The 11,412-nt window shown below is 70.0% G+C and carries 12 protein-coding genes; 7 read left to right on the top strand and 5 right to left on the bottom strand.

Features of this window, described 5'->3' with window-relative positions:
- Positions 1-283 precede the first annotated feature (283 nt).
- Positions 284-1,048, top strand: a complete 765-nt coding sequence (locus OIE47_RS06605; protein WP_326560608.1) for an SDR family NAD(P)-dependent oxidoreductase — start codon at positions 284-286, stop codon at positions 1,046-1,048.
- 79 nt (positions 1,049-1,127) lie between these two features.
- Here the strand turns inward: OIE47_RS06605 and OIE47_RS06600 are convergent, their stop codons facing one another.
- The gene (locus tag OIE47_RS06600) at positions 1,128-1,883 is read right to left on the bottom strand and encodes an aminoglycoside adenylyltransferase domain-containing protein (protein ID WP_326560607.1); all 756 of its coding nucleotides are present in this window, start codon (positions 1,881-1,883) and stop codon (positions 1,128-1,130) included.
- A 160-nt stretch (positions 1,884-2,043) separates the two neighbouring features.
- On the opposite strand from OIE47_RS06600, the gene OIE47_RS06595 reads away from it, so the two are divergent.
- From OIE47_RS06595 to OIE47_RS06575, 5 genes are all read left to right on the top strand, one after another.
- A complete protein-coding gene (locus tag OIE47_RS06595) occupies positions 2,044-2,706 on the top strand; it encodes a GNAT family N-acetyltransferase (protein WP_326560606.1) in 663 nt (220 codons plus the stop codon).
- 193 nt (positions 2,707-2,899) lie between these two features.
- Positions 2,900-4,144 (top strand): alginate lyase family protein, encoded by a 1,245-nt coding sequence (locus OIE47_RS06590; protein ID WP_326560605.1) that lies wholly within the window; start codon positions 2,900-2,902, stop codon positions 4,142-4,144.
- A 203-nt stretch (positions 4,145-4,347) separates the two neighbouring features.
- Entirely contained in the window at positions 4,348-5,127 is a 780-nt protein-coding gene (locus tag OIE47_RS06585) for a helix-turn-helix domain-containing protein (RefSeq protein ID WP_326560604.1), read from the top strand.
- Positions 5,127-5,315 carry a DUF397 domain-containing protein gene (locus OIE47_RS06580; protein WP_326560603.1) on the top strand — a complete coding sequence of 63 codons (189 nt, stop codon included), beginning with the start codon at positions 5,127-5,129 and terminating at the stop codon, positions 5,313-5,315. Before OIE47_RS06585 ends, OIE47_RS06580 begins: the two co-directional genes overlap by 1 nt.
- 252 nt (positions 5,316-5,567) lie before the next feature.
- The gene (locus OIE47_RS06575) at positions 5,568-6,332 is read left to right on the top strand and encodes a class I SAM-dependent methyltransferase (protein WP_326560602.1); all 765 of its coding nucleotides are present in this window, start codon (positions 5,568-5,570) and stop codon (positions 6,330-6,332) included.
- A 33-nt stretch (positions 6,333-6,365) separates the two neighbouring features.
- Here OIE47_RS06575 and OIE47_RS06570 read toward each other — a convergent pair whose 3' ends face one another.
- Positions 6,366-6,869 carry an anthrone oxygenase family protein gene (locus tag OIE47_RS06570; protein ID WP_326560601.1) on the bottom strand — a complete coding sequence of 168 codons (504 nt, stop codon included), beginning with the start codon at positions 6,867-6,869 and terminating at the stop codon, positions 6,366-6,368.
- A complete protein-coding gene (locus OIE47_RS06565) occupies positions 6,866-7,723 on the bottom strand; it encodes an NmrA family NAD(P)-binding protein (RefSeq protein ID WP_326560600.1) in 858 nt (285 codons plus the stop codon). Before OIE47_RS06565 ends, OIE47_RS06570 begins: the two co-directional genes overlap by 4 nt.
- Before the next feature lie 81 nt (positions 7,724-7,804).
- Between OIE47_RS06565 and OIE47_RS06560 the strand changes: the two genes are divergently transcribed.
- Positions 7,805-8,737, top strand: a complete 933-nt coding sequence (locus tag OIE47_RS06560; RefSeq protein WP_326560599.1) for an AraC family transcriptional regulator — start codon at positions 7,805-7,807, stop codon at positions 8,735-8,737.
- Positions 8,738-8,758: 21 nt separating this feature from the next.
- On the opposite strand, the gene OIE47_RS06555 is transcribed toward OIE47_RS06560, so the two are convergent.
- Complete coding sequence (locus OIE47_RS06555; RefSeq protein ID WP_326560598.1) at positions 8,759-9,484, bottom strand: GAF and ANTAR domain-containing protein; 726 nt, start codon at positions 9,482-9,484, stop codon at positions 8,759-8,761.
- Between the two features lie 38 nt (positions 9,485-9,522).
- Positions 9,523-10,266, bottom strand: coding sequence for a GAF and ANTAR domain-containing protein (locus OIE47_RS06550; RefSeq protein ID WP_326560597.1), 744 nt, complete (start codon positions 10,264-10,266; stop codon positions 9,523-9,525).
- Positions 10,267-11,412 lie beyond the last annotated feature (1,146 nt).

Here is an 11,412-nt window from a genome sequence, read left to right as displayed (position 1 = left end):
CTCGGGCCGGTACCGGCCAGGTGACCTGGGGTATCTGCCACACACCGTCTCGGTCCTCGGTGCGCCACGGGCAGCGCTCACACCCCCGGAGGGTCGGGGTCGGTGCCGACGAAGCGGCGTCCTTACCTCCATCATGCCGCTCCGGACGCTCCGACGGCAGGTTGATCTTTGTCGAGATCTGTGCGCTGGTGCGGGGGTCCGATGTGGACCATCAGTAGGACCGGACCGGTGGACGGTCGTACCGCGTCGGCGGGTGCCGGAGCGCCCCGGTTATGGTGCGGCGATGAGCAACGGACAGCGCGCCCTCGTCACCGGTGGATCACGCGGCGTCGGGGCCGCCGTCGCCACGGCACTCGCACAGGCCGGATACACCGTCGCCGTGCACTGCCGGGCGGACACCACCGAGGCGGACGCGGTCGCCGCCGGACTGCCCGGCCTCGGGCACGCCGTCGTCGCCGGTGACCTGGCCGACCCGGACCGGGCCCGGTCGGTGGTCACCGCCGCGGTCGAGGCGCTCGGCGGGGTGGACCTCCTGGTCAACAACGCCGGACGGTACGTCGAACGGCCGATCACCGAAACCTCGTACGCGGACTGGCAGGCGAACTGGCGGGAGATCCTCGACGTCAACCTGCACGGGACCGCCAACGTCACCTGGTGCGTGGTGCACCACCTGCTCGAACGGCCCGAGGGTCCGGCCGGCGGGCGGATCGTCAACATCGGCTCCCGGGGCGCCTACCGGGGCGAGCCGAACGCGCCCGCGTACGGGGCCAGCAAGGCCGGGGTCCACTCGCTGACCCAGTCCCTCGCCGTCGACCTCGCCCCGCACGGGATCGGCGTGGCGGCGGTGGCACCGGGGTTCATCCGTACCGAGATGGTGGCGTCGATGCTCGACGGGGCGGCCGGGGATCCGATCCGGGCGCAGAGCCCGTTCGGGCGGGTCGCCGAGCCCGCCGAGATCGCCGCCGCGGTCGCCTGGCTCGCCTCGCCGGAGGCGGTCTGGGCCAGCGGCGCGGTCCTCGACCTCAACGGCGCGTCCTACCTGCGCTGAGCCGGCGGACCGACGTCGGTCAGTCCTACGCGGCGCAGCCGCCGACCTCGGTAATACGAGGCGCAGCCGCCGACCTCGGTCAGTCCTGCGCGGCGAGGAGCAGGTCGCGTGCGTCGGCGACGAACCGGGCGCCGGCACCGGAGAGTTCCCGGTGGTCGCCGCTCTGGTGCAGGACCAGCGCCTCGGCGACCAGCGGGTGGTGCGGGGACCGGGACAGGTACCACCGGCCCGCCTCGACCTTGGCGCAGAGGTTCCCGTCGGCGAGGAAGCGCAGCGCCCGGCACGCGTTCAGTACGGCGTACCCCTGCGCGCCCTGGACCAGCGCCCAGTCGAGCTGCCCGCAGATCGCCTCGCGCAGCCGGTGGGCCGGTACCGGGCTGAAGACCCGGTCCGGCGGTGGGCCGGTGACCGCGAGCCCGTACCGGCGGCAGACCTCCAGGTGCAGGACGAGTTCCGGGTCACCGGGATGGCCGCTGCCGGGGATGACGTGCGGGGTGCCGGTGGCGGTGCCGGCCACCCGTACCTCGAACGGGCAACCGCCGGGGGTGCGGGCGGTGGCGGCGGTGATGACGGTCAGTTCCAGGCCCCGTCCGGGGCAGCGGTCGACGGTCCGCCCGACCGCGGTGCCGAGCCGGTACTGGCCCGCCTCGCCGGTGTTCCGACCAACCACGGCGAGCAGGTCGACGTCGCTGTGCGCCGGGGAGAAACCGCCCAGCACGGCGGATCCGTGCAGGTAGAGCCCGACCAGGTCGGTACCGGGCAGGGTACGCAGCACCGTCGCGACCTGGCGGGCGTATCCGACCACCCGGTGGGGGGCGCGGGCAGCGACGGTCATAGACACGCATGGTAATGGTCGGGCGCTCGCATTCCGCCCCGCCGACCGTGCCCGGAGCCGGTCCGGACCGGCTGTACGAGTGCACGACCGGCGCCGCCCGCTTCGGCGTACGCTGCCGATTGTCGCCAGCCAACGATCCGGACGCGTTAGGAAGGGCCCCTTGCTCGACACACGCCTCTTCCACCATCTGGTGAGCTGGCTGGGGCAGTGGCCCACCCGGCAGCCGTTGCAGGTGGTGGGCTCGGAGCGGCGGATCCGGCCGGCCTGGGACGGGCAGGTACGCCCGGCGGTCGGGGTCGGCGCACCGGGTGGCCTGGTGCTGTCGGTGCCGCCGGACCGGTTGGCAGCCGTACGCGAACTGGCCGGGAAGCCGTTCGACACCCTGCTCGCCGAGCTGCCGGCGGTGGTCGGTTACCCCGCCTGGCAGTCCTTTCCGGCGGTCTTCCGGTATTCGCTGGCACCGACCCCGCTGCCGGACGCGGGGGAGTGGGTCGCCGCCGACGATCCGGTGTTGCCCACCTGGCTGCGTCCGTTCGGTGATGTCCTGGTGGCCCGCGACGGGGACGGCGAGTACCTGGCCGGGGTGGGGATCAAACGCCACGACCGGTACGGACACGAGTTGTCGGTCGGCACCACGCAGGCCGCCCGGGGGCGGGGGTTGGCCCGGCGGTTGGTGGCGCAGGCCGCCCGGCGAGTGCTCGACGAGGGCGCGGTGCCGACCTACCTGCACGCGCCCGACAACCGGGCCTCGGCGCGGGTGGCCGAGGCGGCGGGTTTCCCGGACCGGGGTTGGACGGCGTACGGGGTCTTTCGCTCGGAGTAATCGCCGCTGGCAGTGACCGTGGTGGATGCCTTTCGAGGGGGTCGGCTGCGTTCAGCCTGGCTGCGGTGGGTTGACAACGTATCGACCGAGATGGTCATATCGAAGTAGTTAACACTCTTAACAGTTCGGTGTCGGTCACCCCCGCCTGCCCGGCCGAGCCGAGCCAGTCGGCCACTCCCACCAGGAGGACCTGATGTCCCATCCACTCCGGCACGCCAGGTGGGCGTTCGCCGTCACCGCGGTCACCGCCCTGCTGCTGACCGCAGCCCCGGCCGCCACCGCACAGGTGAGCGGCGCCGCCGCCGCAGCCCCGGCACCCGCGGGTGACGTCGTGATCGCCGCACCGGCCACCTTCACCCACCCCGGTGTGCTGGTCAGTCGGCCACAGCTCGACTTCATCCGGGGCCGGGTCAACGCGTACGCCCAGCCGTGGCGCGCCGCGTACGACCAGATGATGGCCAGCCGGTACGCGTCCCTGACCCGGACCGCGAAGCCCCGCGCGGTGGTCGAGTGCGGGTCGTACTCGAACCCGAACAACGGGTGCACCGACGAGCGGGAGGACGCGCTGGCCGCGTACACGCTGTCGCTGGCCTGGTACATCACCCAGGACAGCCGGTACGCCACCAAGGCCATCCAGATCATGGACGCCTGGTCGGCGGTGATCCAGGACCACACCAACAGCAACGCACCGTTGCAGACCGCCTGGGCGGGCTCGTCCTGGCCCCGGGCCGCCGAGATCATCCGGTACACGTACACCGGGTGGTCGTCGGCGAGCATCACCCGGTTCGGCAACATGCTGCGCAACGTCTACCTGCCGGAGATCATCAACGGCAACACGTACAGCAACGGCAACTGGGAACTGAGCATGATGGAGGCATCCATCGGCATCTCGGTCTTCCTGGAGGACCGGACGGTCTACGACCGGGCCCTGGCCAAGTTCCGCGCCCGGGTGCCCGCCTTCCTCTACATCACCAGCGACGGGGCGTTCCCGAAGGGTCCGGCCGGCAGCACCATCGACACCCGGGCCGAGGTGGCAAGCTACTGGCAGGGACAGAACACCTTCGTCGACGGCCTGTCCCAGGAGACCTGCCGGGACTTCGTCCACACCGGGTACGGCCTGTCCGCCATCGCCCACGTCGCCGAGACCACCCGTCACCAGGGCCAGGACCTCTACCCGGAGTTGCAGGACCGGCTCCGGCACGCGCTCGGCCTCCACTCCAAGTACCAGCTCGGCGAGGCGATCCCGAGCTGGCTCTGCGGCGGCACCCTGACCAAGGGACTGGGACCGGTCACCGAGGTCGGGTTCAACGCGTTGAACACCCGGATGGGCATCGCGATGACCAACACCCAGCGGCTCACCGAGCAGCAGCGCCCGGCCGGCACCAACAACCTCTTCGTCGCCTGGGAGACCCTGACCCACGCGAACAACCCCAACTGACCGTACGGCACCACGGAAAGTCGCCGGCACACCCGCGCCCACGGGTGTGCCGGCGCACCGCGTACCGACTCGAACGCGGAGCGACAGCATCTCCACCCTGGACCGCACGCGGGGTGACGGAAGATATCCGCAGAGCACTAAGGATGGACAGCCCTGGGCGTGCCTCTTTAGAGGCGACGCGGCCTTCTGCATGGGGAATAGGTGTGAACAGTCTTTCGGCGCGACTCAAGCAGCTACGCGCAGAGCGCGCGGTCACCCAGGACCAGGTGGCCGACGCGATCCAGGTCAGTAGCTCGTTGATCGCGGCCTTCGAGACGAACCGGCTGGTCCCACAGCCCGATACGGCTGCGACTCTGGACGGGTACTTCGGAACCGGTGACGAGATCCAGGTGACGTCGACCGAGGCCCGGAAGGAGCGCCGCCCGGCACCGAACTGGTTCCGGCCATGGCGGGAGGTTGAAGACTCCGCGTCCTTGCTCCGCTACTTCCAGGCCACCCTGATTCCAGGGTTGCTTCAGACCGAGGCGTATGCGCAAGCAGTGTTCGCTGGATCGGGAACATTGACTGCTGACGAGGTTGCGTCGAGGGTTGCGTACCGCATGGAGCGACAGAGCGGCATCCTCGACCGAGATCAGCCGCCGTTCTGCGCCTTCATAGTGGATGAGTCCGCATTGCGTTGCGGACGGTCCGAGATCGCCAGGGATCAGTTGAAGCACTTGGCCGACGCGAGCGACCGCACCAATCTCTTCGTCCACGTGGTTCCCGGTGCGGCCGGACTGTATGTAGGCCGTTCGGGGTCGTTCGCCCTGGGCACGATGCTCGGCGGAGGGATGGTCGGCTACCTGGAGGACTTCTACGAGGGCCGGGTCGTTGCCGAGCCAACCCGCGTAGGTGGCCTCGATCGGACGTGGCAGGCTATAACGGCGGTCGCGCTCCCGTGCGATCAGTCGAGAGACCTGATCTTGAAGTTGGTGGATGAGTGATGACGACTGAACCCCCGAACTGGCGGAAGTCCAGCCGCAGCAACCAGTCCGGTGGGGACTGCGTGGAAGTGGCCGACAACCTTCCCGGTCGCGTACTCGTCCGCGACAGCAAGGACCAGTCCGGCCCGGTGCTTACCTTCGGGTCAACGGCATGGCGCAGCTTCGTTGGCCAGGCCAAGCAGGGCTGACGCCCCGCGCTGGCTGCCCTTCGTGATCGCGGAGAGTTTGGCCGGTCATAGCGAGCCAAACCCTTCGCGATCACCAGGCGCCCACCAGCAGCGCCGTGAGACTTGGCTAGGGGGCGAGCGCGGCTAAGTTCACGTCGTCGTTGATGGGTGGCTGGTGCCTCCCGATCCTGGCGGTGCGTCCAGCCGGCGACCGCCGTACGCGGAGGGGTTTTTCCGTTGCGGGGCGGGCCCGGGGCGGTCGAGACTGCCGGGATGAGCACGACGTTGCCGACCTTCGACGAGCTTGTCACCGAGGGCGCGTCCGTGCCGGTGGAAGGCTGGGACTTCTCCTGGTTCGCCGGCCGGGCCACCGAGGAACGCCCCTCCTGGGGTTACTCCCGGCTGCTCGCGGACAGGATGTCCCGGGCGAGCGCCGCACTCGATCTGCAAACCGGCGGGGGCGAGGTGCTCGCCACCATCGCGCAGGCGCCGCCGCTGCTGGTGGCCACCGAGTCCTGGCCGCCGAACGTCGACGTCGCCCGGCGCAACCTGGCTCCGCTGGGTGCCCGCGTGGTCGCCGCCACCGACCGGTCCGACCTGCCGTTCCGCGACGCCGCCTTCGACCTGGTGGTCAGCCGGCATCCGGTCGACACCCGGTGGCCGGAGGTGACCCGGGTGCTCCGCCCCGGCGGCGTCTTCCTCTCCCAGCAGATCGGCCCCCGCACGGTCGGCGAACTGGCCGAGGTGATCGCCGGTCCGCTGCCGGCCAATCCCCGTCGGGGCACGGCCTGGATCGCCGCCGAGGCCGGGGCCGCCGGCCTGGAACTGCTCGACCTGCGCGAGGAGTCCCTGCGTACGGTCTTCCACGACATCGGTGCGGTGGTCCACTTCCTGCGCAAGGTGATCTGGATCGTGCCCGGCTTCACCGTCGAGCGCTACCGCGACGAACTCGCCGCGCTGCACCGGCGGATCGAGGCGGACGGCCCGTTCGTCGCGTACGCCCGGCGGATCCTGGTCGAGGCCCGCAAGCCTCGGTGACCTGATCCGCCGGGCGTCCCCCGTTCCCTCGCGCTACCGCTGGCGGTGCCAGAGGTAGATGCCGGATCCCACCAGGAGCAGGCTGACCAGGCTGGCGGCGGCGCGTACGGTGTTCCAACCGGACCAGCGGGACGAGTAGTCCGCCCAGACCCGCGCCGCCTCCGCCGGATCGGCCGGCACCGTCGTCGTGGCGAGCAGGTCGTTCATCGGTACGTTGACTGCCACCGTCGGGAGGAACGCGCCGAACAGGTAGACGGCGGCGGCGAGCAGGAAGAGCACCGCCGCCGGCCGGTGCCCCAGGACCAGCAGCAGCACGCCGGTCAGCGTCGCCGTGACCAGTGGCCCGAAGAACGTGACGAAGAAGATCGGATTCTGGATCTTCACGTTGATGCTGTTCATGGCCCGGATCGCGGAGCCACCGTCGACCGCGTTCAGGCCGGGCATCACCGAGACCGAGTAGGCGTAGTACAGGCCGGCGATCGCCCCGGTCACCGCCAGCGTCACCGCCGCCGACCAGGCGGCCAGGGCGGAGGTCACGACGCGTCCACCGGCGCCGGCGCGGCCCAGACGCCGGTGGCGGCGGCCTCGCGGGCGTACTCGGCGAAGTCGCGGGGCTCGCGCCCCAGGGCCCGCCGCACCCCGTCGGTCAGGTACGCGTTGCGTCCGTCCAGCACCTGACCGAAGAGGTCGACCAGCACCCCCACCAGTTCCGCCGGTACGTCGTACCGGGCCATCTCGGCGGCGTACCCCTCGGGCGGCATCGACTCGTAGTGGATCGGCCGTCCGGCGGCGCGGGCGATCTCGGCGGTCGCCTCGGCGAAGGTGAGCAGCCGGGGGCCGGTCAGTTCGTAGAGCTGTCCCGCGTGCCGGTCCCCGGTCAGGGCCTCGGCCGCGATCTCGGCGATGTCCTCCGCGTCGACGAACGGCTCGGCCACCTCGCCGGCCGGCAGCAGCACCGCGCCGTCGGTGACGAAGTCGGCCAGGAAGTCCTCGCTGAAGTTCTGGTTGAACCAGCTCGCGCGCAGGATCGTCCACGCCACCCCGGAGTTCCGGACGACCTCCTCGCTGAGCTGGGCCGCCGGCTCGCCCCGGCCGGAGAGCAGGACCAGTCGCCGTACCCCGGCGGCGACCGCCCGCGCGGTGAAGGCACGGACCGTGTCGACCGCGCCCGGTGCGGCCAGGTCGGGGTAGTACACCAGGTAGACCGACTCCACCCCGGCCAGTACGCCGTCCCAGGTGCGCTCGTCGGTCCACTCGAACGGCGGCTCGCCGGTACGGGAACCGACCCGTACCGACCGGTTCGCGGCGGTGAGGTGGCGCACCACCCGGCGACCGGTCTTGCCGGTGCCGCCGAGCACCAGGATCGGTGCGTCAAACGTGTTCGCTGTCATGCCACCAGTCAAGTCCGGGCGGCTGCCGGCGGGAATCGTCGAGACACTCGACCGCATGCGCCGGCGTCTAACCTTGGGCGCATGGATCCACTCGCGGGGCTGCTGGACGGGCCGAGGGCGCGCGGCGCGTTCCTGATCCGCTCGGTGTTCGACCCACCCTGGTCGGTACGGATCGAGGACCACGCACCGCTCACCCTGATGTCGATGGTGCGCGGCGAGGCGTGGGTGCTGCCGGACGGCGGCGAGCCGGTACGGCTGCGCCCCGGTGACGTGGCGATCGCGCGCGGACCGGAGGCGTACACCGTGGCGGACGATCCGGCGACCCCGCCGCAGGCGGTGATCCATCCCGGCGAGCTCAGCACCACACCGGCCGGTGACGAGCTGTGCGAGGTGATGGACCTCGGCGTACGGACCTGGGGCGAGCGGGTCGACGGAACGGCGGTGCTGCTCAGCGGCACGTACCAGGTCGAGGGTGAGGTCAGCCAACGGCTCCTGCGGGTCCTGCCGCCACTGCTCGTGCTTCCGGGCGAGGCGTGGAACAGTCCGCTGGTCGGGCTGCTCGCGGAGGAGATGACCAGGGAGGAGCCGGGCCAGGAGGTGGTCCTCGACCGGCTGCTCGACCTGCTGCTCATCGCCGTACTCCGGGCCTGGTTCTCCCGGCCGGAGGCGGCGGCCCCGGCCGGCTACCGGGCGCACGGCGACCCGGTGGTGGGGCCCGCGTTGCGGCTGCTCCACGACCAACCGGCGCAGCCGTGGACGGTGGCCACGCTGGCGGCGCGTACCGGGGTCTCCCGAGCGGCCCTGGCCCGCCGGTTCACCGAACTGGTCGGTGAGCCGCCGATGGCGTACCTGACCAACTGGCGGCTCGCCCTCGCCGCCGACCTGCTGCGGGAACCGGACGCGACGGTCGCCGCGGTGGCCCGGCGGGTCGGTTACGGCAGCCCGTTCGCGCTCAGCTCCGCCTTCAAGCGCGTACGCGGACTCAGCCCGGCCCAACACCGCACGCTGGCCTGAGCCCGGCCCGGCGGACAGGGGTCAGGTGAGTTCGGGGACGTTGGCGAGGTCGAGGACGATGGACTGGGCCACCTCGACCAGCCGCTGGTTGGTCGATCGGGCGTGCCGGCGGATGAGCACGAAAGCCTCGTCCACGCTGACGCCGTTGCGCTGGGCGATGGCGCCCTTCGCCTGCTCGATGGTGACCCGGCTGTTCAGCGCGTTCTGGAGCTGGGCGGTGAGTTCCTCGCCCCGGCTGATCGCGCGTTCGTGCAGGATGGCGATCGAGGCCAGGTCGGCGAGCGCCTGCACGATCGGGATGTCGTCGCTGTTGAGCGGTTCGCTCCCGGCGGCGCCGAAGACGTTGAGCGCCCCGATGACCTGCGTACGCAGCCGGAGCGGGAAGGCGTGCACGGCGCGGAACCCGGCTGCGGTGGCGTACGGCACGAACTGTGGCCAACGCTCGACGGCGCTGTCCAGATCGGTGTTCACCACCGGGATACCGCTGCGGAACGCGTCGAGGCACGGCCCCTCGTCGTTCTGGATCTGGAACAGCTCGAGAACCCGGGCCTCCTCCCTGGACGCGGCGATGAACTGGAGCTGGTCGTAGTGGTTGGCGAGGACCAGACCGACGACGCCCGCCTCCGCGAGCTCCGCTGCCCGCTGGGTGAGCGTCTGTAGGAAGTCGATGAGGTCGAACTCGTCCACGAGGGTGTCGGAGATCTCGACGAAGATCCTCGCGAGACGTTGTGGTGAGACTGCGGTCATGACAAGCTCCTGGCCCCTGTTCCTAAGGATGCTGTCGTTCATTCCTGGGTCTGGTCGAATCGCAACTTGCGGTCGACGACGTCCTGCGCGACGTGGTGCAGCGGCCGTCCCTCGGCATAGGCGTGGGCGCGCAGTCGGATCAGGGCCTCCTCGATGGTGACGCCGAGTTGGACCATGATCATGCCCTGTGCCTGTGCCACCTCCGCCCGGAAGCCGGGCGACTGGTCGAACCCGACCGGCAGGGTGCGACCCGTCGTGGTGCCCTGGCCGTCGAGCACGACGGTCAGCGCGATCTCCGCAAAGGTGAGCGCCTGGTCGAACGCGTCCTTGGTCAGCGGGCCCGTCTGGTGGCGGAACAGGTCCAGGGCGCCCAGGTGCAGGGCCCCCACCTGGAGCGGAAGCGCGAACACGGCGCGGATGTCATGCTCACGGACGGCTGGTGCGTAGACCGGCCAGCGCCTCAGCGCCGTGTCGGCGGTGAGGTCCGGGACCAGGACCGGTCGGCGCGTCTCGTACGCGTCGATGCAGGGACCCTCCCCGAGGGTGAACTGGAGTTCCTCCAACATGTACGCGGTCTCGTCCGAGGCGGCGGCGAACCCCCGGCCCCCCTGCTCGCTCAGTACGGTGACGCCCGCGCCCGACCCGCCGAGTTCGTGCGCGGCGGCGCGGCAGATCCTGGACAGGCTCTTCGCGACGTTGTCGGCCCCGTTGTCCGGAGCCTCTTGTTGTGCGATGGTCGAGAGTGCTCGGACCCATCGGCCCGCAGGGTGATTCGCCGTCATGCCTTGATCACACCACGGCAGGTCCGCCGATTTCGTTCGGAGTATGTCCGTGAAGACATCATCATTGGAGGCGCACCTTCCGGATTAGTGAGAGGTGCCGCCGGGTGGAAGCGACATCAACATAGACAGAGGAACGATACATGCCGTGGCTCATCCTGCCATTCACCCGTCTGCATGATTCTTTGTCTGGTCCGCTTGACACCCCCTCTGACCTGGGATAACGTTGTTCCATCCAGTAGTGGATGTTGCCCCAGACCTTGGCAATCGAGGACGACACACCAAAGGTGGGGCCCGTATGAATTCCCCTCATCTGTGCTAGGGACCATTCCGCGCTAAGCGCTCACCGCCGTGGCCGTGTGCCCGGACCGGGCCAATGTCCGTGCCCGGATCCGACTGGATCTGTATCGCGACAGATGCCCGCCCAGAAATGTCGCCGTGCATTTTCCACGCACCGCCGACCCGGCTCTCATCGACCCGTGACCGGTCCCGCCTGCCCTACGCCCGGCACCGGACGGTCACCGTGGACATGAGACCACAACTGATTCGAATTTCCTTGTGCGACTTCGTTCGGCGACCCAGGGCGGTGTCGGACAGAAGGATGGCAACATGAACGAGAAGTCGACTTCGGGGAGTCGTCTCGACGAATCGACGCTCCCCTGCCACCGCTCGCCGGCCACCGTTCGCTTTGCGGGGGACCGTGGCCGTACCCACCGGGATGCCCGTCGCAACCGTACCGATCGGTTTGCGGTGCGATGCCGGGCGGCCGGGGACGAGCCGGGTCTGGGCGCAGACGGCCCGCCGCTCAGGTAACCGCCGGTCGGAGCCCGAATGGTCATACCCGCCTCCGCGGCGATGTTTCCGCATCGTGCCCGGGCGTTCCGGCGCGGGAGATGACGATCCAGGACGGCATTGACTCCTGTCGTCCGCACGGTGGTCACGAGAGAGTTTGCCGCCACCGATGTCCGGTCCCGAATGAAACTCTTTTCGATTCGCGACCGAGGTCAGGAGCGGGGCATATTGCTGCCCTAATTAACGCGATATGTCATATAGGTGTCGTATAGCGGTCATCCACTGGCTTATGGACATATAGGCGAATTAGTGTCGGCGAATAAGCCAGCCACCGCAACGGGTGTGGAGGCGAAGGGA

It is taken from the genome of Micromonospora sp. NBC_01796, from assembly GCF_035917455.1.
Taxonomy (GTDB): domain Bacteria; phylum Actinomycetota; class Actinomycetes; order Mycobacteriales; family Micromonosporaceae; genus Micromonospora_G.
The sequence above is the reverse complement of the archived record's forward strand: the minus strand, read 5'-3'. Positions and strand labels throughout refer to the sequence as shown.

What these genes read in the sequence shown, in the direction of transcription:
- OIE47_RS06605 (WP_326560608.1), top strand. Translation starts at nt 284, where the DNA reads ATGAGCAACGGACAGCGCGCCCTCGTCACCGGTGGATCACGCGGCGTC.
- OIE47_RS06600 (WP_326560607.1), bottom strand. Translation starts at nt 1,883, where the DNA reads ATGACCGTCGCTGCCCGCGCCCCCCACCGGGTGGTCGGATACGCCCGC.
- OIE47_RS06590 (WP_326560605.1), top strand. Translation starts at nt 2,900, where the DNA reads ATGTCCCATCCACTCCGGCACGCCAGGTGGGCGTTCGCCGTCACCGCG.
- OIE47_RS06580 (WP_326560603.1), top strand. Translation starts at nt 5,127, where the DNA reads ATGACGACTGAACCCCCGAACTGGCGGAAGTCCAGCCGCAGCAACCAG.
- OIE47_RS06575 (WP_326560602.1), top strand. Translation starts at nt 5,568, where the DNA reads ATGAGCACGACGTTGCCGACCTTCGACGAGCTTGTCACCGAGGGCGCG.
- OIE47_RS06565 (WP_326560600.1), bottom strand. Translation starts at nt 7,723, where the DNA reads ATGACAGCGAACACGTTTGACGCACCGATCCTGGTGCTCGGCGGCACC.
- OIE47_RS06560 (WP_326560599.1), top strand. Translation starts at nt 7,805, where the DNA reads ATGGATCCACTCGCGGGGCTGCTGGACGGGCCGAGGGCGCGCGGCGCG.
- OIE47_RS06555 (WP_326560598.1), bottom strand. Translation starts at nt 9,484, where the DNA reads ATGACCGCAGTCTCACCACAACGTCTCGCGAGGATCTTCGTCGAGATC.
- OIE47_RS06550 (WP_326560597.1), bottom strand. Translation starts at nt 10,266, where the DNA reads ATGACGGCGAATCACCCTGCGGGCCGATGGGTCCGAGCACTCTCGACC.